The 24,554-nt window shown below is 36.8% G+C and carries 28 protein-coding genes; 27 read left to right on the plus strand and 1 reads right to left on the minus strand.

Features of this window, described 5'->3' with window-relative positions; translation table 11 throughout:
- Nucleotides 1–18 precede the first annotated feature (18 nt).
- The 3 genes from ACI6PS_RS04460 (at nt 19) to ACI6PS_RS04470 (ending at nt 2,526) form a co-directional block, all read left to right on the plus strand.
- On the plus strand, nt 19–1,197 hold the full coding sequence (locus ACI6PS_RS04460) for a T9SS type A sorting domain-containing protein (protein WP_421011352.1): 1,179 nt from the start codon (nt 19–21) through the stop codon (nt 1,195–1,197).
- 223 nt (nt 1,198–1,420) lie between these two features.
- The gene (locus ACI6PS_RS04465; protein ID WP_421011353.1) at nt 1,421–1,717 is read left to right on the plus strand and encodes a hypothetical protein; all 297 of its coding nucleotides are present in this window, start codon (nt 1,421–1,423) and stop codon (nt 1,715–1,717) included.
- A 200-nt stretch (nt 1,718–1,917) separates the two neighbouring features.
- Nucleotides 1,918–2,526 (plus strand): hypothetical protein, encoded by a 609-nt coding sequence (locus tag ACI6PS_RS04470; protein WP_421011354.1) that lies wholly within the window; start codon nt 1,918–1,920, stop codon nt 2,524–2,526.
- Between the two features lie 52 nt (nt 2,527–2,578).
- On the opposite strand, the gene ACI6PS_RS04475 is transcribed toward ACI6PS_RS04470, so the two are convergent.
- Nucleotides 2,579–3,820 carry an NAD(P)/FAD-dependent oxidoreductase gene (locus ACI6PS_RS04475; RefSeq protein WP_421011355.1) on the minus strand — a complete coding sequence of 414 codons (1,242 nt, stop codon included), beginning with the start codon at nt 3,818–3,820 and terminating at the stop codon, nt 2,579–2,581.
- Between the two features lie 112 nt (nt 3,821–3,932).
- Here ACI6PS_RS04475 and ACI6PS_RS04480 point away from each other — a divergent pair, with 112 nt between their 5' ends.
- From ACI6PS_RS04480 to ACI6PS_RS04595, 24 genes are all read left to right on the plus strand, one after another.
- Nucleotides 3,933–5,453, plus strand: coding sequence for an HAL/PAL/TAL family ammonia-lyase (locus ACI6PS_RS04480; protein WP_421011356.1), 1,521 nt, complete (start codon nt 3,933–3,935; stop codon nt 5,451–5,453).
- A gap of 29 nt (nt 5,454–5,482) precedes the next feature.
- Nucleotides 5,483–6,595 carry a WG repeat-containing protein gene (locus tag ACI6PS_RS04485; RefSeq protein WP_421011357.1) on the plus strand — a complete coding sequence of 371 codons (1,113 nt, stop codon included), beginning with the start codon at nt 5,483–5,485 and terminating at the stop codon, nt 6,593–6,595.
- 3 nt (nt 6,596–6,598) lie between these two features.
- Entirely contained in the window at nt 6,599–7,330 is a 732-nt protein-coding gene (gene fabG, locus ACI6PS_RS04490) for a 3-oxoacyl-ACP reductase FabG (RefSeq protein WP_421011358.1), read from the plus strand.
- A 16-nt stretch (nt 7,331–7,346) separates the two neighbouring features.
- Complete coding sequence (locus ACI6PS_RS04495; protein ID WP_421011359.1) at nt 7,347–8,573, plus strand: beta-ketoacyl-[acyl-carrier-protein] synthase family protein; 1,227 nt, start codon at nt 7,347–7,349, stop codon at nt 8,571–8,573.
- Nucleotides 8,574–8,575: 2 nt separating this feature from the next.
- Complete coding sequence (locus ACI6PS_RS04500) at nt 8,576–8,827, plus strand: acyl carrier protein (protein ID WP_421011360.1); 252 nt, start codon at nt 8,576–8,578, stop codon at nt 8,825–8,827.
- 6 nt (nt 8,828–8,833) lie between these two features.
- A complete protein-coding gene (locus ACI6PS_RS04505) occupies nt 8,834–9,715 on the plus strand; it encodes a lipid A biosynthesis acyltransferase (protein ID WP_421011361.1) in 882 nt (293 codons plus the stop codon).
- A gap of 61 nt (nt 9,716–9,776) precedes the next feature.
- On the plus strand, nt 9,777–11,420 hold the full coding sequence (locus tag ACI6PS_RS04510) for a phytoene desaturase family protein (RefSeq protein WP_421011362.1): 1,644 nt from the start codon (nt 9,777–9,779) through the stop codon (nt 11,418–11,420).
- Between the two features lie 69 nt (nt 11,421–11,489).
- On the plus strand, nt 11,490–12,392 hold the full coding sequence (locus tag ACI6PS_RS04515; RefSeq protein WP_421011363.1) for a dialkylrecorsinol condensing enzyme DarA: 903 nt from the start codon (nt 11,490–11,492) through the stop codon (nt 12,390–12,392).
- 14 nt (nt 12,393–12,406) lie between these two features.
- Complete coding sequence (locus tag ACI6PS_RS04520) at nt 12,407–13,540, plus strand: beta-ketoacyl-ACP synthase III (protein WP_421011364.1); 1,134 nt, start codon at nt 12,407–12,409, stop codon at nt 13,538–13,540.
- On the plus strand, nt 13,540–13,974 hold the full coding sequence (locus tag ACI6PS_RS04525; RefSeq protein WP_421011365.1) for a hypothetical protein: 435 nt from the start codon (nt 13,540–13,542) through the stop codon (nt 13,972–13,974). Before ACI6PS_RS04520 ends, ACI6PS_RS04525 begins: the two co-directional genes overlap by 1 nt.
- Nucleotides 13,975–13,977: 3 nt before the next feature.
- Nucleotides 13,978–14,439 carry an ABC transporter permease gene (locus ACI6PS_RS04530; RefSeq protein WP_421011366.1) on the plus strand — a complete coding sequence of 154 codons (462 nt, stop codon included), beginning with the start codon at nt 13,978–13,980 and terminating at the stop codon, nt 14,437–14,439.
- On the plus strand, nt 14,440–14,844 hold the full coding sequence (locus ACI6PS_RS04535; RefSeq protein ID WP_421011367.1) for a hypothetical protein: 405 nt from the start codon (nt 14,440–14,442) through the stop codon (nt 14,842–14,844).
- Nucleotides 14,844–15,839 carry a BtrH N-terminal domain-containing protein gene (locus tag ACI6PS_RS04540; protein WP_421011368.1) on the plus strand — a complete coding sequence of 332 codons (996 nt, stop codon included), beginning with the start codon at nt 14,844–14,846 and terminating at the stop codon, nt 15,837–15,839. Before ACI6PS_RS04535 ends, ACI6PS_RS04540 begins: the two co-directional genes overlap by 1 nt.
- Nucleotides 15,840–15,842: 3 nt before the next feature.
- Nucleotides 15,843–16,598 (plus strand): ABC transporter ATP-binding protein, encoded by a 756-nt coding sequence (locus ACI6PS_RS04545; protein WP_421011369.1) that lies wholly within the window; start codon nt 15,843–15,845, stop codon nt 16,596–16,598.
- Between the two features lie 7 nt (nt 16,599–16,605).
- Nucleotides 16,606–17,871, plus strand: coding sequence for an ABC transporter permease (locus ACI6PS_RS04550; protein ID WP_421011370.1), 1,266 nt, complete (start codon nt 16,606–16,608; stop codon nt 17,869–17,871).
- The gene (locus tag ACI6PS_RS04555) at nt 17,846–18,295 is read left to right on the plus strand and encodes an acyl-CoA thioesterase (RefSeq protein ID WP_421011371.1); all 450 of its coding nucleotides are present in this window, start codon (nt 17,846–17,848) and stop codon (nt 18,293–18,295) included. Before ACI6PS_RS04550 ends, ACI6PS_RS04555 begins: the two co-directional genes overlap by 26 nt.
- On the plus strand, nt 18,295–19,431 hold the full coding sequence (locus tag ACI6PS_RS04560) for a beta-ketoacyl synthase N-terminal-like domain-containing protein (protein ID WP_421011372.1): 1,137 nt from the start codon (nt 18,295–18,297) through the stop codon (nt 19,429–19,431). The genes ACI6PS_RS04555 and ACI6PS_RS04560 overlap by 1 nt, the downstream gene beginning before the upstream one ends.
- Complete coding sequence (locus ACI6PS_RS04565; RefSeq protein ID WP_421011373.1) at nt 19,415–20,044, plus strand: 3-oxoacyl-ACP synthase; 630 nt, start codon at nt 19,415–19,417, stop codon at nt 20,042–20,044. The genes ACI6PS_RS04560 and ACI6PS_RS04565 overlap by 17 nt, the downstream gene beginning before the upstream one ends.
- A gap of 2 nt (nt 20,045–20,046) precedes the next feature.
- Nucleotides 20,047–20,304, plus strand: coding sequence for a phosphopantetheine-binding protein (locus ACI6PS_RS04570; RefSeq protein WP_310023522.1), 258 nt, complete (start codon nt 20,047–20,049; stop codon nt 20,302–20,304).
- Between the two features lie 3 nt (nt 20,305–20,307).
- The gene (locus ACI6PS_RS04575) at nt 20,308–21,504 is read left to right on the plus strand and encodes a beta-ketoacyl-[acyl-carrier-protein] synthase family protein (protein WP_421011374.1); all 1,197 of its coding nucleotides are present in this window, start codon (nt 20,308–20,310) and stop codon (nt 21,502–21,504) included.
- Nucleotides 21,504–22,565, plus strand: a complete 1,062-nt coding sequence (locus ACI6PS_RS04580; protein ID WP_421011375.1) for a beta-ketoacyl synthase N-terminal-like domain-containing protein — start codon at nt 21,504–21,506, stop codon at nt 22,563–22,565. Before ACI6PS_RS04575 ends, ACI6PS_RS04580 begins: the two co-directional genes overlap by 1 nt.
- Nucleotides 22,559–23,335 carry a polysaccharide deacetylase family protein gene (locus tag ACI6PS_RS04585; protein ID WP_421011376.1) on the plus strand — a complete coding sequence of 259 codons (777 nt, stop codon included), beginning with the start codon at nt 22,559–22,561 and terminating at the stop codon, nt 23,333–23,335. Before ACI6PS_RS04580 ends, ACI6PS_RS04585 begins: the two co-directional genes overlap by 7 nt.
- Nucleotides 23,325–23,951, plus strand: coding sequence for an outer membrane lipoprotein carrier protein LolA (locus ACI6PS_RS04590; RefSeq protein WP_421011377.1), 627 nt, complete (start codon nt 23,325–23,327; stop codon nt 23,949–23,951). Before ACI6PS_RS04585 ends, ACI6PS_RS04590 begins: the two co-directional genes overlap by 11 nt.
- Nucleotides 23,929–24,549, plus strand: a complete 621-nt coding sequence (locus tag ACI6PS_RS04595; RefSeq protein ID WP_421011378.1) for a hypothetical protein — start codon at nt 23,929–23,931, stop codon at nt 24,547–24,549. Before ACI6PS_RS04590 ends, ACI6PS_RS04595 begins: the two co-directional genes overlap by 23 nt.
- The last annotated feature ends 5 nt before the right edge of the window (nt 24,550–24,554 follow it).

A 24,554-nucleotide genomic window follows, 5' to 3' on the forward strand; every position in this document is an offset into this window, starting at 1 on the left:
AAATAAACCCAAATACACATGAAAAAAATTACTCAAGCGTTGTTGCTAGGATGCAGTTTCCTTGCCGCAACCAATCAATCTTATGCCTTAGAAACAGATCCCACTAAGCCATTAAAAAAGCAAGCAACTACTTTTGCAACGGCAAACGACAATTGCTCGACTGCTGTGGCAATCACCAATTTTCCTTTCAACTTCTATCAGGCAGATGGTGTTGATGCTGCAAACGATGGTCTTTCGACCACTTGTTTAAATGCCATGAACGATGGACTTTGGTTTACCGTTGAAGGAAACGGTAACAATATCGTAATCAGCGTTACTCCCGAAGATGAGGCGTATGATCTTCAGCTTGGGATTTTTAGCGGCAGCTGTGAAGGTTTGGCCTGTGTAGGCATTAAGGACGATGGCTATGAAGGAGATGCAGAAACTTATGTCATTGGAAATTCTGAAATTGGCACTACTTATTACATCAATGTTGGTCACTACAATCCAATCATTGACGAAGCGGAAGGCAATTTTACAATTGATGTAAATAGTGTTACAGCTCCTGTAAACGACAATTGTGTTGGAGCTGTCGAAATTACCTCATTTCCCTATACCAATGAACAAACCGATGGGATCAATGCATCAAGCGACGGTTTTGTAACGGCTTGCGAAAATTGGGAAATGAACGACGGACTTTGGTATACTTTCATAGGAGATGGAAGTGATATTCAAGTAACCGTAACCACAGGAGAGGAATATGATATTTCCTTGGGCATTTTTAAAGGAAGCTGTGATGCATTGGAATGTGTAGAAACGGTTGATGATACAGTTTCTGGAGACGAAACAATTTTAGTTGCCTCTTCAGAGATAGGAATTGTTTATTACATCAATATCGGACATTATGACTCTTTTGATGATGTACCGGAAGGTAATTTTTCCATCCAACTAACCAGTTCAGGAGATTTGGGAAATAGCGGTAACGAATTCAAAAATTTTAAAACTTATCCAAATCCTGTAAAAGACGTTTTAAATATTTCTTACACAGAAAACATTTCTAATGTAGCAGTGTTTAATCTTTTGGGACAGAATGTCTTGACGAAATCTTTGAACACAACAGAAGGGCAATTGGATTTATCAAGCCTTCAAAGTGGGTCTTACTTTGTGAAACTAAAATCTGGTAGTGAAACCAAAACGATAAAAGTTATAAAGCAATAATTTACTTTTAGGCTTTCGATCAAAGAACAATAGCAAACCGCTTGGATGTATATTCAAGCGGTTTTTTATTTTATTACAAAGAGATAGTCTTCTTTAATTTGAATTATATAATCCTGTTTGGGAATCTTATAAGACTGAGTACTGATAGTTTAAGTAATTTCATATAATAATAAAAACCCCATAAATCTTATAAGTAGAACCCAAAACCAACATTAAAGCAATCATGAAAATTACTATTCAACCTTTTACTACTGTGCTTCCTTTGGAAGAAAAGACGGCATTGTATAACATCTTGAAGCGTTGTGAGGAAGATTTGCTAAGAAGAAATCCTACCTTTACGGATGTAATATTAGAATTGAAACAAGTGCCATTACTGAGTGCGTCCGTTACTGTAAGGCATTCGCTTTTGGATGATGAGACCAAATTGAAAATTGTGCTCAACTTTAATAAGAAGCCATCTGGAGAGAAATTGTATGATGTTGTAAATAACGAGCTGAACATCATCAAAAGAGAATTATAGACTTTTTTGGTCAAATGTAAAACACCAATTGGAATCTTTCAATTGGTGTTTTCTATTTAATGTCCTTAGCAGGTTTTAGTTTTTTGGTATCTGCTTTTAAATATGCATTAAGTACTAAATGGTATTAGTGAGTTTTTTATTAATTTTTCAAAATTAAATACTATTTTTACCACCTAACCAATTATAAAAACATAAATAAAATGAAAAAAATCGCAATTCTTTCCTTATTGTTCTTTTCTGGAATAATAATGGCACAAGATGTAGAAGTTGTTAAAGGAGATTTTAAATTTCTTTCAAGTCAAAAAGAGGTCAATATTGAATTTGTTTACAGCAATTTAAAGTTGATGAAAGAAGAAATGACAGAGGAACAATATGTAAAAGAAAGATCAGCCGAATTGAATGAAAAATCAAAAGGCAAAGGTGATATCTGGAAGAAAAAATGGGAAGGAAGTAAAGAATTAATCTGGAATCTTAAGTTTTTAGAGCTTGCAAACGTAGTGCTTTCAAAAGACAAGAAAGACCTTGTTTTTCAAGAAGGTGCGACTAATGCAAAATATACACTTATCGTAGATGTAGTTTGGATTTATCCAGGTTGGGATGCAGGTGTTATGAAACAAGCAGCAAAAGTGAGTACTGTTTTGAAATTTGTTGAAACGGCAAACAGAAACAATGTTGTGTTGCAACTTAATACTGATAAAGCTCCTGGGGATCAATGGGGAAATAATTACAGTAACGAATCAAGAATTGGCGAAGGCTTTGCAAAAACAGCCAAGACAATGAGCAAAATGATCTTGAAAAAAGCATACTAGTTTTGTAAAGATTGAATAAAAAAAAGCCGGAATTTCAATTCCGGCTTTTTTGTTATTTGCTTTTTTCAAGATTTAGAAGATGGGCCATATTCTTGATTACATTGTCGTGTTTCTTAACAAATGGATTATCCTGATCCCACACATAACCGGCCAAAACCGCACAGATTTTCCTTTTAACGTCTGGGTTTTCGGGTTGGTGGAAAAATAAGGTTTGCAGATTTCCGGTGTACCATTCTTTTACGTAAGTCGTAAAAACGCCGATACCACTTTTCATATATTGAGCAAATTCAACTTCCCAATCTATTTTCTCTCCATTCAATTGACGGTGAATCAATTTAGCCGAAAGCATTCCCGACTCAGTTGCAAAAGCCACTCCCGAAGAGAAAACGGGATCTAAAAATTCAGAACTGTTTCCAGTTAGGGCAAATCCATCGCCGTACATTTTCTTAACTGCTCTTGAGTAGTTTTCCAATTTAACGGGTTCGAATAAAAACTCACCTCCTCCAAAACGCTTTATGTAGTAATCCGATAATTGGATAGCATTTTTCAACGCCTCGGCATTGTCCTTATTTTCAGAAAGCGAATTAATGAATGTAGTAGGTCCAACAACACCAAGACTTGTATTTCCGTTGGAGAAAGGAATCACCCAGAGCCAAACTTCGGTTTCTAAAATATCAAATGAAATAAGCGTTCCTTCCTGACCTTCCGGACGGTTGACATCTTTTACATGGGTAAATATAGAAGAATGTGGATCTAACTTTGAAGGCGTGTCCAAATCCAACAATCGAGGCAATACACGACCATATCCGCTAGAGTCTATGATGAATTTTGCATGTATCTGCTTTATGTTTCCGTCCTTGTCCTTTATTGTGGTAATGGAGTCGCTTCCGTTGAATTCTACCGCCGTAACCTCGCTTTCAAACACCAAATCTATTCCTTTTCGGATTACTTCTTGAGCCAAAGTATGGTCGAAATCAGCCCTTGGAACCTGCCAGGTCCAATCCCAACCTTCGGAGAATTTATTGCTGAAATCGAACAGACATATTTCTTCGCCTCGGATAAAACGTGCACCCAGTTTTTTTTCAAAATTCATAGCGTCAAGCGCTTCAAAAAGTCCAGCCTCTGCAAAGTGGTCCATCACACGCGGAATAAGGCTTTCGCCCACTACCAAACGAGGGAATTTTGTTTTTTCAACCACCTTGACTTTTATCCCATTATTATGTAAATATGATGATGAGACACAGCCTGATGGCCCCGCCCCAATTACTAACACATCAACAAATTCCACAGTCATATTTTTCTTTTTTCTTATTAATAATGTCTTAACTTTGTGCCGTCCAAATGTAAAGACATAAAATCTAATTTACATAAAATAGCTTATATATTTTTAAGAAAAAACAAATTTGATGAGTACCATAAACGAATATTTAAGCTTGGCCGATTTTACGGCAATCGTATTCCATAAAAATAATGTTGAGCTTAGCCAAGGCGTTTTGAATAGGGTAGAGGAGAGCTTTGACTTTTTAGATAAATTTTCCAAAAATAAAGTAATTTACGGTGTAAACACTGGTTTCGGACCAATGGCTCAGTACCGTATCAAAGACGAAGACAGGTTACAGTTGCAATATAATTTAATCAGAAGTCATTCATCTGGAACGGGAAAACCGTTGAGTGCGGTTTGCGTAAAATCAGCGATGTTGGCGCGATTGAATACACTTTCATTAGGAAATTCAGGAGTTCATCCTTCGGTTATCCACTTGATGAAAGAATTTATCAATAGAGATATTACGCCGCTTATTTTTGAGCACGGAGGCGTTGGGGCAAGTGGTGATTTGGTTCAATTGGCACATTTAGCCCTGACTTTGATTGGAGAAGGCGAAGTATTCTATAAAGGCGAAAGAAGGGCTACAAAAGACGTTTTTGAAATTGAAAACCTACAGCCGATAACCGTTGCAATTCGCGAAGGACTGGCCTTAATGAACGGTACTTCCGTAATGACAGGAATAGGAATTGTAAATGTTCACAATGCAGAAAAACTGTTGGATTGGGCGGTAAAATGTTCGTGCGCGATAAATGAAATTGTACAGGCCTATGACGACCATCTTTCGGCGGCCTTAAACAATACCAAGCATCATTTTGGGCAACAGGAAATAGCAAAAAAAATGCGCGAAAATCTTGCCGACAGCAAGTTGGTCAGAAAACGTGAGGAGCATCTTTACACAGGTGAAAACAAGGAAGATGTGTTTAAGGAAAAAGTGCAGGAATATTATTCTTTGCGTTGTGTGCCTCAAATTTTAGGTCCTGTCCTCGATACGATAAAAAATACCGCTTTGGTATTGGAAAACGAAATCAATTCGGCTAACGATAATCCAATTGTGGATGTAAAAAACCAACACGTTTATCACGGAGGAAATTTCCATGGTGATTATATCTCATTGGAAATGGATAAATTGAAATTGGTTGTAACCAAACTGGCAATGCTTTCCGAACGTCAATTGAATTACTTGCTGAATTCCAAAATAAATGAATTGTTGCCACCGTTTGTTAATTTGGGAACCTTAGGATTCAATTTTGGAATGCAAGGCGTCCAGTTTACGGCAACATCAACAACAGCCGAATGTCAGACTTTGTCGACTTCCATGTATATCCACAGTATTCCAAACAACAACGATAATCAAGATATCGTGAGTATGGGAACAAATGCGGCCGTCATTACCGGAAAAGTAATTGAAAATGCTTTTGAAGTTTTGGCAATAGAATTGATTACGATTGTTCAGGCGATTGATGCCTTGGAACAAAAAGAAGCCGTGTCCTCAGTCACGAGAAAAATGTATGATGAAGTCCGAAATATCATTCCTACATTCCAGCAGGATCAAGTAATGTATCCATTTGTTCAAAAAGTGAAAGACTATTTGATGGCAGAATAATAATCTACTAATTTTTATCTTTTTAAATTATGAAAAATGCAGCTTTTTTATTAGTATTGTTTTTTCAATTTGTTGGAGCACAAGAATTGGCATTGGTAAAGCACGACGGAAAGTTCGGCTATTTATCCAAAACTGGAGAATTTGCAATTCAACCTACATTCAAGGAAGCCGAAAGTTTTTCTGATGGAATGGCAGGAGTGCAAGAAAACGGAAAATGGGGTTTTATAGGTCCAAAAGGAAATTGGATAATTGAGCCAAGTTTTTCTAAAGTTAAATGCTTCAACAGTGGCGTTTGCATGGTTGAAAAAGACAAGCAATGGGTTTACATTAATAAAAAAGGGGAGGTATTGAAAATGCCAACTTCAGAAAAATTGTTTGAATTTGATGAAGGTGTTGCCTTCATAAGACAAAATGGAAAAGTAGGCCTGATCAATCCAAAAGGGGAGATTGTCCTTCAACCAACATATGACATCATCAAGCCATTTGACGGTGATTTTGCAAGAGTAAAAAGCAACGAAAAGTGGGGCGTCATCGATAAAAAAGGAAAACTTGTTGTAAATAATGAATACGATGAGATTGGAGAGTTTTTCAAAAATATAACTTGGGCACGAAAAGGCGAACAGTTTGGCTTGGTTACAGCAAATAAATTTACAGCCATTGAAGGGGTGGATAAAATTTGGGATTTCAATACCGAGGATAATACATTTGCTCGAAAAGGAGGAAAAATAGGATTTATCGATTTAAAAGGAAATTGGATTATCGAACCAAAATTTAAAAAAGTAAAAGCATTTTTTAAAAATCTAGCACCAGTTGATGAAAATGGAAAATGGGGTTATATCAATCTTAAAGGAGATTATGTAATTCAGCCTACATACGATGATGCTGAAGTTTTTGGTCCGGATGGATTGGCTCCCGTAAAGGAAAAGAAGTGGGGATTCATTGATGTTACCGGAAAGCTGGTAATTCCTGCCAAATATGATATTACAGCGGCAAGTTTGACATCCATGTTTAAGAAAACAGAAAAGGGATTCATCAATGGTTTGGCTCGTGTTAAATCAGGTGATCAATGGGGTTTCATCAAAACCAATGGTGAGATTTTAGGTGGAAAATGGTATAAAAATGCCGAATTATTTAAGAAATAGAATATGAAATGTGCCTTAATAACAGGGGGATCCCGCGGAATCGGAAGTGCCATCTGTCAACGATTAGCAGAAGATAAAATTTATCATATATTGATTAATTATCAATCCAATAAAGAAGCCGCCGAAAAGACTTTGGAAGAAGTTATCAAAAGAGGTGCAACGGGAGAGATAATTAAATTTGATGTTGCAAATGCCGATGAAGTAAAATCGGTATTGACAGCTTGGCAAGAAACCAATCCGCAGGCATTGGTAGAAGTAATTGTCAACAACGCTGGAATTACCCGCGATGGTCTTTTCATGTGGATGACGCACGAAGACTGGAGCAATGTCATCAATACCAGCTTGAACGGATTTTTCAATGTGACAAATTTCTTTATGCAGAAAATGCTTCGAAACAAATACGGACGAATCGTCAATATGGTTTCGCTTTCAGGCGTAAAAGGAACAGCAGGACAAACCAACTATTCTGCCGCAAAGGGAGCTGTTGTGGCTGCAACCAAAGCTTTGGCACAGGAAGTTGCAAAACGAAACATCACAGTGAATGCTGTAGCCCCAGGATTTATCAGAACGGATATGACAAGTGAATTGGATGAAAAAGAATTGATCAAGATGGTACCGGCCAACCGATTTGGAGAAGCCGAAGAAGTTGCCGAATTAGTCGGATTCTTAGCATCAAGAAAAGCAGGATATATTACCGGTGAGGTGGTTAATATAAATGGAGGGATTTATTCATAAAAGTACTTTTTAAGCAATGGACAAAAGGGTAGTAATTACCGGAATGGGAATTTATTCCTGTATAGGAACTTCAATTGAAGAGGTGAAGGAGTCACTTTATGAAGGGAAATCAGGAATAGTGTATGATGAGGAACGAAAAGAATTCGGGTTTCAATCCGCAATAACTGGTACGGTTCCAAGACCGGACTTGAAAAATTTGTTGAGCCGTCGTCAGCGCATCAGTATTGGTGAAGAGACGGAGTATGCCTATATGGCTACTCTTGAAGCATTAAAGAATGCTAAGATTGACGACAGTTATTTTGATGAAAATGAAGTAGGAATTCTTTATGGAAATGACAGCGTTTCCAAAGCAATTATTGATGCTACCGATATCATCCGTGAAAAGAAAGACACTGCCTTGATTGGTTCTGGAGCCATTTTCAAATCCATGAACTCAACCGTAACGATGAATCTTTCTACTATTTTCAGGTTGCGAGGAGTTAACATGACCATCAGTGCGGCTTGCGCAAGTGGTTCGCATGCCATAGGATTAGGATTTTTACTGATCAAAAGTGGTATGCAGGACATGATTATTTGCGGCGGAGCCCAAGAAATCAATAAATATGCAATGGCGAGTTTTGACGGCTTAGGCGTTTTTTCACCAAATGAAAAAGACCCTGCAAAAGCCTCACGACCTTTTGATGCTAGCCGTGATGGCTTGGTGCCAAGTGGCGGAGGAGCCACATTGATTATTGAAAGCTACGAATCAGCAGTAAAGAGAGGAGCACCAATTCTTGCAGAAATTATAGGATATGGTTTTTCTTCCAATGGTGGCCATATTTCAACACCAAATGTTGAAGGTCCGGCAACAGCCATGCGACGCGCTTTAGAACAAGCCGGAATTGATCCTAGTGAAGTGGACTACATCAATGCACATGCTACATCAACGCCCGTTGGAGATTCTAATGAGGCCAAAGCCATATTCGAAGTTTTTGGCGAAAGCAATCCTTATGTAAGTTCCACCAAATCAATGACGGGACATGAATGTTGGATGGCCGGTGCAAGTGAGATTATCTACTCGACTATTATGATGCAAAATGATTTTATCGCACCCAATATAAATTTAGAAAACCCTGATGAGGATTCTAAGAAGTTAAATATTGCGACTACAACAGTAAATAAAAAATTTGATATATATTTGTCGAATTCATTCGGGTTTGGAGGAACAAACTCAGCAGTGGTAGTGAAGAAATTTAAACAATAAATATGAATACAGAAGAGATTTTAGAGAAGATTAATGAAATTTTAGTAGACGAATTTGAAGTCGATGCAGAGGTGATCTCTCCTGAATCTAATCTTAAAGATACCTTAGGATTGGACAGCTTGGATTATGTAGATTTAGTGGTAACCATTGAAGCCAATTTTGGTGTGAAATTGAGTGAACCTGATTTTGTTGGAATTGCTACTTTTCAAGATTTCTATAATTTAATAGAGCGAAAATTAGAGAGCAAGAATTAAAAAACTATGAGTCAATGGGATGGTAAGTCTAAAGGGACTCTTTTAGGATATAAGATATTTGTATTCTGTATAAAAAAGCTAGGAATCAAAACAGCCTATACGGTTTTGGTTTTTGTAGCTTTTTATTATTTTATGTTTGCAAGGAAATCCAATAAAGCAACTTGGTATTATTTACGAGAAAGGCTTAAATATTCGTATTTCAAGTCGGTAGCGATGCTTTATAAAAGTTATTTTACTTTCGGACAAATTATACTCGACAAGACGGCTATATCGGCAGGATTGAGAAGTAAATTTACTTATGAGTTTGATGGAATTGACGTCCTCAAACAGCTTTTGGCAGAAAAAAGGGGAGGTGTTCTGATTAGTGCCCATATCGGGAATTTTGAAATAGCCGAACATTTTTTTGCAGATATCGATCTGGAATGCCAGATTAATTTGGTGACTACTGATTTGGAGCATTCCGTTATCAAGGAATATCTGGAAAGTGTAACCCAGAAATCATCCATAAAATTTATTATTGTTCGAGACGATATGTCTCATATTTTTGAGATTAACAATGCCTTGTCCAATAACGAACTGATTTGTTTTACAGGTGATCGTTATTTTGAAGGAACAAAAAGCATGACCGAATCATTGCTTGGGGAAGAAGCCCATTTTCCTGCAGGTCCTTTTTTGATTGCTTCAAGATTAAAAGTTCCAGTGGTTTTTGTTTATGTGATGAAAGAACCAAAATTGCATTATCATTTATATGCAAGAATGGCCGAAGTGAAGCAGCGCGACGAAAAAGGACTTTTAAAAGCCTATACGCAAAGTGTTGAAGCGATGTTGGAAAAATACCCTTTACAGTGGTTCAATTACTTTATGTTTTGGCATAAATCAGAAAAATAAAAAAGTTTACTGCGAAAATTGATATCAGTTTCATTCCAATTTTAGCTAAAAATGATAATTTATGGAAGAATTTGATGCAATCATTATCGGTTCAGGAGCAGGCGGATTGGCAACGGCACTTTGCCTATCAAGGGCTGGACAAAAAGTTTTAGTCTTAGAACAACATTCCGTTCCTGGAGGTTGGTGTCACAGTTTTACCTTAAACGGCCAGCGATTTAGCCCTGGAGTGCATTACATAGGTCTTCTCGATGAAGGTCAATCTACAAACGATTTATACAAAGGTTTGGGCGTTGCCAATGACATTGTTTTTTTTCGGATGAATACAAAAGCGTATGACCATTGTATCATCAACGGAAAGAAATTTGATTTTCCTGCAGGAATTGAAAACCTAGAAAAAAGCCTGATAGAACATTTTCCGAAAGAAGAAAAAAACATTAAGGAGTATTTAGGTCTTGTGAAAAAAGTCAGTGATGAACTCCAACTCATTCCAAAATTAAAAGGTATTTGGCAAAACTTAACGGTGCCTTTCAGAACGAAGCATTTCGGAAAATTTGCACTTTTCAGCCTGAAAAGAGTGGTGAACTGGCATGTGAAAGATCCTATACTAAAAGCAGTTTTGAATGCACAATGTGGTGATCACGGTTTGCCTCCCAACAAAGCCAGCTTCCCCGTACATTGCTCGGTAATGAATCATTATTTTGAAGGTGGATTTTATCCAATGGGTGGCGGTGGCGGCATCGTAAAAGCCATGACCAACAAGATAAAAAGTTATGGTGGCGCTGTTCGGACACAGCAATCTGTTGCAAAGATTTTAATTGAAAACAAGAAAGCCCTTGGAGTGGAGTTGATTTCTGGAGAAAAAATATATGCCAAGAACATCATCTCTAATGCTGATCCCTCTACAACCTATCTTAAATTGATTGGCAAGGAAAACATCTTCAAGAAACTCACCATGAAACTGGAGAAGACAAAATATTCGGTTACTTCCCTGATTTTATTCCTCACATTGGATATGGATGTAACGCAATTTGGCATTGATTCAGGAAACATCTGGAATTTCAAGGACGAGAATGTTGACGATCATTTTGATACCTTGATGAATGGCGATGTAACTCAAGGAGAAGAATTTCCTGCTTTTTTTATGAGCTGTACCACTATAAAAGATCCGGTTAGTTTCAACGGACGGTATCATAATTTTGAAGTGGTTACGTATGTTGATTATGAAAGTTTCAATGAGTTTGATGGCGATGACTATCATTGTCCAAAATACGAAGCTTTTAAGAATAAAATCATCGATAAATTCCTCAACAGTGTTGAGAAAATCATACCAAATGCCCGAGAACATATTGTTCAGGCCGAATTAGGTACGCCAAAAACAAACCAGTTCTACATTAATTCTACAAGAGGAAACGTTTACGGAACCGAAAAAACCTTGCGTCAAGTTGGTCCATTTTCGTATAAGAACAAAACAGAATTTGAAAATCTATTTCTTTGCGGAGCAAGCACATTGTCTCATGGCGTAACAGGAGCTACTTATTCTGGATTGGCAACAGCGGCGACCATCTTAAACTGTAAATCGGATGATTTGTTACTAGAAGATCCAACCCAGAAAATCAATATTTTTGATGCCGAAGATCCTTCTACTTGGAGTGATTTCATACATAAAAAAAGAGAAGATAAAAAACGCACTTTTAAGCCCGTGTAAGGAATTAACATAAACTCTTTCTAAAGAAATTTTAGAAATCTTATATTCGTTGCATCATAAAAATTGGAAATGAAGAACGTATTAATAGTTTATTATACACAATCAGGACAACTGGAAGAAATTGCAAGGAATATTGCAAAGCCACTTCTGCAAGATCCTGAGGTTTCGGTTACCTTTTTTAATATAGAAATGGTAAAGCCTTTTCCGTTTCCTTGGAAACCAGCACAATTTTTTGATGTTTTTCCAGAGTCATTTCTTCAAATTCCATCTGAAATCCAAAATCCTTCACAAGACATTCTTGAGCAAAAATACGACCTCATTATTTTAGCCTATCAAGTTTGGTACCTTTCGCCATCCATTCCAATTACCTCTTTCCTAAAAAGTGAATTTGGAAAACGATTGCTTAACAATACTCCGGTTGTGACGGTTATTGGCTGTAGAAATATGTGGGCTTTGGCACAGGAAAAAGTAAAAAAGCTTTTGAAAGAGGTCAATGCAAATCTCGTTGGTAATATTGCTTTAGTCGACAGACACATCAACCACATCAGTGTGATTACCATAGTTGAATGGATGTTTACGGGTAAAAAAGAAAAATATTTGGGAATTTTCCCTAAGCCAGGTGTTTCAGATGATGAAATTATAGGGTCAACCAAATTCGGAAACATTATTCTTAACTATTTGAAAAAAGATTCCTACACAAACATGCAAGCTGAATTAGTTGCAAACGATGCTGTAGAAATCCGTCCTTTTTTAATAGAAATGGATAAAAAGGCTAATAAAATGTTTAAGATTTGGGCGAATACAGTCATAAAAAAGACTAATTCTAGACCAAACTGGTTGAAAGGATTTTATGTTTATTTGTTGATTGCAATTTGGATAATGTCACCAATAGTCTATATATTGCACCTTCTTACATTTCCATTGAAATACGCTAGGATAAAAAAAGAAAAAAAATACTATAAAGGAGTTTAAAGATTTTATAAGACATGTCTGAAGTTTATATAACGAGATCTGGAAAATATTTGCCAAACGAACCCGTTTCTAATGATGAAATGGAATCATTCCTAGGATTGATAAACGATGCCGCTTCAAAAGCACGCAGGATTATCCTTCGAAACAATGGAATTACGTCTCGGTACTATGCTTTAAGCAAGGACGGAAATCCAACTCATACAAATGCAGTTTTAACACATAACGCAATCGAGCAACTGTTTGATGAAAGTTTCACTTCAAAAGATATCGAATTGCTATCGTGTGGCACTTCAACACCCGATCATTTATTGCCGTCACATGCGGCAATGGTGCACGGATTGATGAAAAACCAGTCGGTAGAATTGAATTCCTCTTCAGGAGTTTGCAATGCCGGGATGAATGCCTTGAAATTTGGCTACCTATCTGTAAAATCAGGAAGTACAAACAATGCTGTATGTACGGGATCAGAACGCGTTTCAACTTGGATGCTTGCCGATAAATATGAAAATGAAGTCGAAAATCTAAAAACGCTAGAGGAACAGCCCATTATCGCTTTCAAGAAAGATTTTCTTCGCTGGATGCTATCTGATGGGGCGGCCGCTTTTTTATTGGAAAACAAGCCAAATGGCAAAACTCCACTCCGCATGGATTGGATGGAAGCATTTTCGTATGCTTTTGAACTTGAAGCTTGCATGTATGCAGGTGGCGATAAATTGGAAAACGGCGAGATAAAACCGTGGAGCGATTATAAATCAAATGAATGGCTGACGGAATCTGTTTTTTCGATAAAGCAGGATGTGAAAATTCTGGATCAATATATACTTGTCAAAGGAGCCGAAAGTATGAAGACGGCAATGGATAAGAACAATGTCAAAGCAGAAGATATTACTTATTTCCTTCCGCATGTTTCGTCTCATTATTTTGTAGCGGGATTAAACAAAGAATTATCGGCTTTAGGCGTTGTGATTCCGATGGAAAGATGGTTTATGAATTTAGACAAGGTTGGAAATGTTGGTTCAGCTTCTATTTATTTGATGTTGGAAGAATTAATGAATTCAGGAAAATTAAAAAAAGGAGACAAAGTGATGCTTTCGGTTCCAGAAAGTGGACGATTCTCCTATTCTTATGCCTTTTTAACTGTTTGCTAATGGAAAAACAATTACCCATATTAGATAAAAATTTTGTTGGAAATCTTATTCCTCAAAAAGCTCCCTTTGTAATGGTCGATAAGCTGCTTTCATTTTCTGAAAATGAAGTCGTAGCGGGTTTGACAGTAACCGAAGACAATATTTTTTGTGAGGCAGGAATATTTCAAGAGTCGGGATTGATTGAACACATGGCACAATCGGTGGCACTTTTTACAGGATATCAATTCTATTTGAAAGAAGAACCCGCTCCAACAGGATATATTGGTTCGATAAAATCGATTGCCATCACAACTTTGCCAAAATTGGGGGATAAGGTGGTGACAACCGTAAACGTACTTCATGAATTTATGGGTGTAACACTGGTAGATATCGTTTCAAAATTAAACAATGTAGAAATTGCACGAGGTCAAATGAAAACCGTCCTTGCGAGTTAAGATATGCAATCTGCCCAAAACAATATCGAAATCCAGCATTATCTGCCCCATCGAAAACCGATGCTGATGGTGGATTGGATTTTGGAAATAAGCAATGAAGAAGTGAAAACGGTTTTTGAAATCAAAGAAGATAATATTTTTGTTGAAGATAATTTCTTTGCAGAAGTTGGACTTATCGAAAACGCGGCACAAACCTGTTCGTCGATCGTCGGACAGTCTTTTTTTCTAGAAGGCAATTATCAGGAAAGAAGCGATGTTGAAGTGATTGGATTTATAAGCGGTATAAAAAAAGTACGCGTATTGGAGTTGCCTCAAGTGGGAAACGCTATACATACCAATGCAATTCTATCCTCTCGTTTTGATACCGATGATTACATTGTTTGCACAATGATTTGCAATACGTTTTGCAATGAGAAGAAAATTTTTGAAGCAGAAATAAATTTATTCATTCAAGAGAAAAGATAAATGAAGAAAGAGGAAGTACCACAGGACAAAAGCAGCCTTTCATCCATAAAGATGAAAGAATTGTGCTATGCTACCGACGAAAAGGGAAATTATACAACCGCCTTGAGTACAGGTTGGGAGCCGAAGACCATAGCATTAGAAAATTCAATCCAAGATGTAAATGAAAGGATCGAAGAAGCTAATCGAAATGTAAAAAACGGAAAAGCAAGCCCGATTGTTTATTTTATGGAAGTGCATAAGATGGATTGGCTGACACTTTCAAGTTATGTAGGCATGTGGCAATGGCGCGTGAAAAGACATGGAAAAGCTTCTGTATTCAAAACTCTAAACGATAAGATTTTGTCAAAATATGCCGAAGCATTCGAAATTTCGGTCGAAGAATTAAAAAACTTTAAAGGCAATTAATGGAAACTAATTTTATTCACCATCAGTCTGCACATTGCGAGAACGGTGTTGCTTCGAACTTATTGAAGCACCACGGAATAAATATTAGCGAGCCAATGGTTTTTGGAATCGGCTCTGGACTTTTCTTTTTTTACTTACCATTATTAAAAGTAAACCATGCACCAGCAATCAGCTACAGACCAATGCCGGGTTCCATTTTTAATAAAGCAGCAAAACGTTTAGGCATTAAAGTCAAACGTATAAAGTTTTCCAATCCAGAAAGCGCTCAAAAGGCTTTGGAAGAAAATTTAGCAAAAAATATCCCTTCGGGACTGCAGGTTGGCGTTTACAACCTGACGTATTTTCCAGATGAATATCGCTTTCATTTCAATGCACACAATTTAGTGGTGTACGGAAAAAAGGAAAATAATTTTCTCATCAGTGATCCTGTAATGGAAACGGTTACAGTGTTGACTGATAAAGAATTAGAAAAGGTGCGCTTTGCAAAAGGAGCACTTGCGCCAAAAGGACAAATGTATTATCCAATTGAAATTCCATCGAACATCGATTGGGAAACAGCTATAAAAAAAGGAATTAAAAATACCTGCAACGATATGTTGGCTCCATTGCCGATCATTGGTGTTGCCGGAATGCGTTATTTGTCTAGAAGCATCCGAAAATGGCCCGTTAAAAAAGGGGTTAAAGTTGCCAATCACTATCTAGCACAAATGGTTCGAATGCAAGAGGAAATTGGTACAGGCGGTGGAGGTTTTCGTTTTATATATGCCGCCTTTCTTCAAGAAGCGTCTGTTATTTTAAAAAATGAAAAACTGAATGAACTATCTTTGGAAATGACCAACATCGGCGATTTATGGCGTGATTTTGCCGTAAATGTTGCACGGGTTTACAAAAAAAGAAGTAATCAGACAGATGTTTATAACAGTCTGGCCGATGAACTCTCCAAATTAGCCGATTTAGAAGAAGCTTTCTTTAAAAAACTTAAAAAAGCAATCTAGACCATGAGTGCACCAATTATTCAAATCAACGAACTTTATAAAAAATATAAAGATGCCGATTTTTTTTCAGTCAACAGCTTAAGCTTGTCGATTGAAAAGAACGAAATATTTGGGCTTCTTGGTCCGAATGGAGCCGGGAAAACCACGTTGATTTCAATTTTGTGCGGATTGATAAAACCTACTTCTGGCAAGTTTACCATCAATGGACTTTCTTATGATAAAAACGCAACTCAGATAAAGAAAACAATTGGAGTCGTTCCTCAAGAATATGCTCTGTACCCAACTTTAACTGCCCGAGAAAATCTTCGTTATTTTGGCAGTATGTATGGTTTGAAAGGTAAAGAATTGCATCAAAAAGTGGATGACGCGTTGGAGCACTTGGGACTTTTGAAATTTGCCGATAAAAGAATCGAAACCTTTTCTGGCGGAATGAAACGCCGAATAAACCTCATTGCAGGAATCTTGCACCAGCCGGCTGTTTTGTTTCTGGATGAACCAACCGTTGGCGTGGATGTTCAGTCAAAAAACGTGATCATCGATTATCTGAAATCGCTTAATGCTAAGGGAACAACAATCATTTATACTTCACACCATCTTTTAGAGGCACAGGATTTTTGTACTAAAATAGCCATTATCGATCAAGGTAAAATTTATGCGGAAGGAACTCCAAAAGCACTGATTTCCAATACGGAAAGGGCTCATAATTTGGAAGACGTTTTCATCTCACTAACAGGAAAGGAGCTTCGTGATGTTGTATAAATTTTTCATGTCGGTTTATAAAGAAATGCTCTTGCTTAAAAGAGATTTTGGCGGACTTGTCATTCTGTTTGTGATGCCATTGGTACTCATCGTAACCATAACCTTGATCCAAGACAGCACCTTCAAATCGGTAACAGAAAGTAGCATTCCGATTCTTTTGGTTGATAATGATAAAGGGGCTATTTCAAAAACGGTGAAAGAGAATTTGGAGGAAAGCGGTTCTTTTGAAATAGTGACTAAAATTGACGGTGATGTTGTTAATGAGACTGTTGCGAAAGAGGCAGTTTTTAAAGGAAAATACCAACTGGCCATCATCATTCCTGAAAATTTGAGCAGTGATTTGCAACTGAAAGTAAATCAGAATGTATTAAAAATAGTCAACAATTTAGGAATGGAAGAAACTTCTATTGTTGTCGAAGATAAGAAAGTTGGTACAAAGGAAGTCAAATTATATTTTGATCCCGCCACACAGCTTACGTTTAAAAATGCGGTGAAAAGCGCCATCGATAAAATGATTTCTCAAATCGAAACCAAGTCTATCTATGCCGCATTCCAAGATCAATTGGGTGAAGGGAATGAACCGATATTTGAACAGGAAAGTTTTATTGTCTTCAAGGAAATCATGCCAAAAGTAAACGACAAAGAAATATTACCTAATTCAGTCCAGCACAATGTTCCTGCTTGGGCTTTGTTTGCCATATTTTTTATCGTTGTGCCGCTTTCCATCAATATTGTAAAGGAAAAAGGACAGGGAACACAAATCCGATTGATTACAAATCCAGTTCCGTATGCGGTAATTATAGCAGGAAAAACAGCGACCTATCTTGTAATTTGCATGATACAGTTTTTCCTTATGGTTGCGGTTGGCGTTTATCTTTTCCCCTATCTTGGACTTCCGGTTTTGGACGTTCAAGGGAAATTACTATTGATGAGCATTGTGGCCCTGTTTTCAGGATTGGCTGCAATAGGATTTGGAATTTTGTTGGGTACGATTGCCAAAACGCAGGAACAATCAGCGCCATTTGGAGCAACTTCGGTTGTAATTTTAGCTGCTGTTGGAGGAGTTTGGGTTCCTGTTTTTGCTATGCCGAAAATCATGCAACATATATCGCAGATTTCACCAATGAACTGGGGATTGAATGCCTTTTACGATGTGCTTTTACGTAACGGAAGCCTATTGGAAATCCTTCCCGAAATTAATTTATTACTTTTGTTCTTTATAGGTACAATAACCCTTGCAATTGGCTATGATAAAAAGAAAAGAGCAGTATAACGAAGTGGAAGCACTTACCGTCAGCCAAGAAATTAGGGTTCGCTTTAATGAAACCGACCCATTGGGTATCGTTTGGCACGGCTATTACATAACATATTTTGAAGACGGTCGTGAAGCTTTTGGTCGCGAACATGGGATTTCCTATCTTGATGTCCATCAATATGGTTACACCACGCCAATTGTAAAATCAACCTGCGAACATAAGTTATCATTGCGCTATGGCGATGTGGCGCGTATTGAAACTACAATTGTAGATTCACCTGCCGCTAAAATGATTTTCAGGTATAAAATTTATGATGCCAATAACGAAGTTGCCTGCACAGGCGAAACCGTTCAAGTTTTTGTTGATGCGACAGGAATTTTATCGTTGAATTTTCCACCCTTTTTTGAGGAATGGAGGAAAAAAGTAGGCTTGTCGAAATAATGGTAAAAAACGTTTACATCACCGATACAAATTGTGTCACGCCTCTAGGTTTTGATACAGCTTCAAATTGGAATGCCTTAATCGAAGGTGATTCTGGGATTCAGTTGAGTGAAAAAGTGGGAATGCTTGAATCGTTTTATGCTTCAATAATAGATTCGGAGAAATTGGATGATGCCTTTTTTAAAATTTCAGAAGAAACGCATTTTACAAAATTAGAAAAAATGTTGCTTCTGGTTTTGAAACCGTTAATCGAGAAGCAAAAAATCACGGAAAGAACTGCTTTTATTTTTTCGACAACCAAAGGTAATATAAGCCTTTTGGAGAATGAAAAAACTTCTGTTGAAACCGCTCATTTATCGGCATTAGCCAAAAAAATAAGTGCCTTTTTCGGATTTTCAACAGAACCAATAGTGGTTTCAAATGCATGTGTTTCGGGAGTTTTGGCAATAGCAGTTGCTAAAAGAATGATACAAGCAGGCGTTTATGATGATGCTTTTGTGGTAGCGGGTGATGAGGTTTCAGAATTTGTTCTTTCAGGCTTTAATTCTTTTCAGGCAATGAGCGATTCGCCTTGCAAGCCTTACGACAAAGACAGGAATGGTGTAACATTGGGCGAAGCTACGGCAGCAGTTTATATCACTTCAAATGAAAATGATGTTCAAAAAGGCGCTGTAAAAATTATTGGTGATGGTGCTATAAACGATGCTAATCATATTTCCGGTCCATCCAGAACAGGTGAAGGTTTGTTCAGAAGTATCGAAAGTGCTTTTAAGGAATCGGGTTTAGAACCTGAAAAATTGTCTTATATTTCGGCCCACGGAACGGCAACTTTGTATAATGATGAAATGGAAGCAATAGCATTCAATAGATTGGGTTTGCAAGATGTTCCTGTCAACAGTTTAAAAGGTTTTTACGGACATACTCTGGGAGCATCCGGACTATTGGAAACTGTGATTGCTATTGAAAGTGCTCGAAAAAACCAATTGGTCGATTCTAAAGGATTCACCAAAATAGGCGTAACATCTCCAATCAATTTAATAAATGGAAATTCGGAACAAGAAATTAATTATTTCCTAAAAACAGCTTCTGGTTTCGGAGGATGCAATACGGCCGTTTTATTTGAAAAAGTACATTGATTTGAAGGCAAATAATTACATATCAAACTATTGTGTAATCGAAAACAATTCGATTAGGATTGATGGTGAAAAGCAATTCGAATTGGAAAATACATCTTTTTCTGAATTTGCAAAGATGGCTTATAAACACTTTGGGATGGAGTATCCAAAGTTTTTCAAGATGGACAATTTGAGTAAATTGGCCTTTCTGGCATCTGAAATTATTCTGAACAAAATGGTAAATAGCGAAGAAGAAAATGACATTGCATTGGTATTCGCTAACAGGTCTTCGAGTTTAGATACCGATGTAAAATATCAGGCATCTATTACGGATAAAGAGGCTTATTTTCCGAGTCCGTCTGTGTTTGTCTATACATTGCCTAACATTTGCATAGGCGAAATCAGCATCAAACACAAACTGCAATCTGAAAATGCTTTTTTTGTTTTTGAAGATTTCAATGCAGTTTTTATGAGCAATTATGCCAACTCGCTTTTAGATAGCAATAAAGCTGAAAAAGTACTTTGCGGTTGGGTTGAATACTATAATGAGAATTTTAAAGCCTTTGTTTATCTTGTAGAAAAACAAGGCGAATTGATACATAACGAACAAACAATTACTACCTTATATAATTAATTATGGAAGCATTAAAACAAGAATTAAAGGCAAAAATCATTGAAGTTTTAAACTTGGAAGATATTACTGTTGAAGACATCAACGATGATGATACGCTATTTGGAGATGGATTAGGATTAGATTCTATTGATGCATTGGAATTGATCGTATTGTTGGACAAAGAATATGGTATCAAATTGACGGATCCTAAAAAAGGGAAATCAATTTTTGTATCGATTGAGACCATGGCGAACTTCATTGCAGCAAACCGAACAAAATAATTTATGTCTAAAAAAGTTGCCATAACAGGAATGGGAATAATTTCTTCGATAGGAAACTCTGTCGAAGAAAATTATAATGCGTTGGTAAAAGGAGAAAAAGGAATTTCTTTTATTGAAAACTTTGAAACAATCCATAAGGATGTCATCAAGGTAGGCGAAATCAAGCTAACGAACCAGCAGTTATCGGAACAACTTGGTATTTCAACGGACAATAATTTTTCCAGGACTTCACTATTGGGTGCCATTGCGGCGCAACAAGCAGTTGAAAATGCTGGAATTCAAAATATAAATGATTACAGATCCGGATTGATTTCGGCTACAAGTGTAGGCGGAATGGACATGACGGAGAAATATTATTATGAATATTTTGAAAATGAAGCCCATCAAAAATACATTACCAGTCATGATGCTGGAGACACAACTCACAAAATCGCGGCACATATCTGCTTGAAAGGATTTGTAACTACGGTTAGTACGGCCTGTTCCTCAGCTGCAAATGCGATTATGATGGGAGCTCGAATGATCCAATCCGGACAGTTGGATCGTGTTGTTGTAGGTGGAACAGATGCTTTGGCGAAATTTACCATCAATGGCTTTAAAACCCTAATGATTTTATCGGATACGTACAATCAACCTTTTGACAATAACCGAAAAGGTTTGAATCTAGGTGAAGCTGCGGCTTTCTTGGTTTTGGAATCTGAAGAAATTGTACAGAAAGAAAACAGAAAAGTTTTGGCGTATGTTTCCGGTTTCGGAAATGCGAATGATGCTTTTCACCAAACGGCTTCTTCTGAAAATGGGGAAGGAGCATTTCTGGCGATGCAAAAAGCCTTGAAAGTTGCCAACCTGAAACCATCGGATATTGATTATATCAATGCCCATGGAACGGCGACACCCAATAATGATTTATCGGAAGGAAGGGCAATTTTGAGAATTTTTGAAGAAAAAGTGCCCGATTTTAGCTCTACAAAAGCGTTTACAGGTCATACTTTGGCTGCCGCTGCCGCAATTGAGGCCGTTTATAGCGTTTTGGCGTTGCAACACAATGTTGTTTTCCCAAATTTGAATTTTGAAACCCCGATGGAGGAATTTGATTTGGTACCGCAAACTACTTTAAAAGAAAAACCAATCCACCACGTATTGTCCAATTCATTCGGATTTGGAGGAAATTGTTCAACTGTCTTATTTTCAAAAAGCTAATGAAGACTTGCTATATCAATGGAGTAAGCTGTATTTCAACTCAAAATACGTTTGATACAGATTTTTTGTCGGAAGTGACACTGAATGAAACAGAAAATGTTTTGTTTGCCAATCAGCCTTCGTATAAAGAATTCATTGCCCCAACAGCAATCCGCCGAATGGCTAAAGGGGTCAAGATGGGGATTGCAGCTTCTGCGAAAGCATTAAAAGAAGCCAATGTATCAATGCCAGATGCCATTATTACCGGATCTGGGATGGGATGTGTGGAAGATTCGGAGAAATTCCTTAAGGCAATTATTGATAACAACGAAGAATTTTTAACGCCAACTTCATTTATTCAATCCACACACAATACCGTTGGAGGGCAGATTGCTCTGGGATTGCAGTGCAAAGCCTATAATTTTACGTATGTAAATGGAGCGGTATCTTTTGAAACTGCCTTGCTCGATGCTAAAATGCAGATTGAAAACGAAGTGGCGAATTCTGTTTTGATTGGTGGAATTGATGAAACAGGTCCGCATACCTTGGAATTATTCAAGCTTGCCCATCTTATAAAAAAAGATACCGATCAACCTTTTTCGGTTTTAAATCCTACTTCTAAAGGCGTTGTTTTTAGCGAAGGAGCAAGTTTTTTTGTTTTGGAAAACGAAAAGAAGGAAAGTAGTTATGCTTCTGTTGAGGCTGTATCGATGCTCAATACACTAGATAAAGAGGAAGTTGAAAACTATATCGAATCTTTTCTTACTTCTAATGATTTAAAGATTTCAGATATGGACGCTATTGTTTTAGGCAATAATGGCGATGTTGAATTTGATGGGTATTATGATGTTTCAAATAGTATTTTCAATGAAATTCCACAGCTCTTCTACAAGCATTTGAGTGGCGAATACAATACTGCTTCTGCATTTGGTTTTTGGGTTGCATCCAATATTATTAAAACACAAAAAGTACCCGAAATTGTAAGCAAGAATGGCTTGTATAAAGAAAGATATGAAACTGTTCTTCTCTACAATCAATACCGCGGAAAAGACCATAGTTTAATCTTGCTGAAAAAATGCTAAGACATAAAAACATAACCATTATTTGTGTTTCCATATTGGTTATGATGGTTTTTTTGAGTTTTTTATCTGAAGTGAAATGGTGGTATTTTCTAACACTTTTTCTATTTTGGTTGGTGATGACAGTATGGGGATCATCGGATATCCGTCTAGGTTATTTTATAAAAACCTATTGCAATAATCAGCACGAAAAAGAGCGTAGAATTGCAATTACTTTTGATGATGGTCCTCATCCAATGACAGAAATGGTTTTGGATATCCTTCAGAAGCACAATGTAAAGGCAACTTTTTTTTGCATAGGCACCCAAATTGAGAAATACCCCATTATTTTTAAGAGAATTATAGACAGCGGTCATAGTGTAGGCAACCACAGTTATTCGCACTCCAACTCATTTGGAATCTTTTCTGCCGAAAAAGTAACCGAGGAAATTGTACACACGAATAAAATTATAGAACAAATTTCGGGCAAGAAAGCTTTGTTTTTTAGACCACCGTTTGGCGTCACCAATCCGAGAATAGCGAAGGCAATTTCGAATACAAAACATCATGTAATTGGATGGAACAATCGTTCGCTGGATACTGTTATCAAAGAAGAACATAAAATTTTTGAAAGAGTAAAAAGCAAAGTCGCTCCTGGCGGAATTATCTTGTTGCACGACACTTCTTTAAAGTCGGCCAACGTTTTGGAACAGATATTGCTATTTCTAAAATCTGAAAATTATACAATCGTCCCGGTTGATGAATTATTAAACCTACCTGCTTATGAAAACTAGAATTTTGTTGCTATTGTGCTGTATGATGAATCTGAGTGTTTTTTCGCAAGAACAAAAAATGTCAGCCTCGGAGATTGCATCATTTAAAGCCACTGTTGAAAAGGAAGCCAAAAACATCAAATCACTAAAAACTGATTTTGTTCAATACAAGCATCTTGATTTTTTGTCGAAAGATATTGAAACTTCAGGGAAAATGTACTTCAAACAGCCTAATTTATTGAATTGGCAATATACAAAGCCCTATCAATACAGCATCGTTTTCAAGAATAATAAAGTGTACATAAACGATCAAGGCAATAAAAGCACTGTGGATGCTAAAAGCAAGATGTTTGAAAAAATCAATAAATTAATTGTTGGCAGTGTGAGCGGAAATATGTTTGACGATAAGGAATTTACAATCACTTATTTTAAAAACAAGGATTTTAATATTGTTAAATTAACTCCAAAAACGGCAGCAATAAAAAAATACATCAATCAAATTGATTTGCATTTCCCGATGAGTGACACTACAGTTTCTGAAGTGAAATTGACCGAACCTTCCGGCGATTTTACAAGAATTGTATTCAAAAACAAACAGCTTAATGCAAAAATAGATGATGCGATTTTTACAAATTAGTCTCCTTTCGCTCTTGCTCTTATCCTGCAAATCCTATCAGATTGAAAATGCAGTTTCAAAAGAGTCTTCCGTTAAAGAATATAAGAATCTTTATTTTTCAGATTCTAAAACCGATTATGTTTACAAGGCAACGATAGATGTTTATGGAAACCAATTGAGTGGTATCTTCATCGCCAAAAAGATTAATGATACTACTCATCGTGTTGTTTTTTCTACTGATTTCGGAAATACATTATTGGATTTTGAGCTATCTGAAAATGATTTTAAAATAAATTACATCCAAGAAGATTTGAACCGAAAAATCATTGTAAATACGTTAAGAGATGATTTCCGTTTGCTTTTGAGGCTAAGCCATCCAGTTCAAGAAGTTTTTGAAAACGATGAAAGCATCATTTATAAATCGGCAGATAAAAAGTGGTTTAATTATTTTTTTGAAAGCAAAACTGATAAAAGATTGACAAAGATTATTACAGCATCTAAAAGTAAGGAAAAGATTATATTAGGTTTTGAATCAAAAAATGCTACTTTTGCCCATAACATCACCATACAGCATAAAAATATCAAGCTCAAGATAACATTGAATCAAATTACTAATTAATAAAA

This window comes from Flavobacterium sp. PLA-1-15 (assembly GCF_049060005.1).
In the GTDB taxonomy this organism is placed as follows: domain Bacteria; phylum Bacteroidota; class Bacteroidia; order Flavobacteriales; family Flavobacteriaceae; genus Flavobacterium.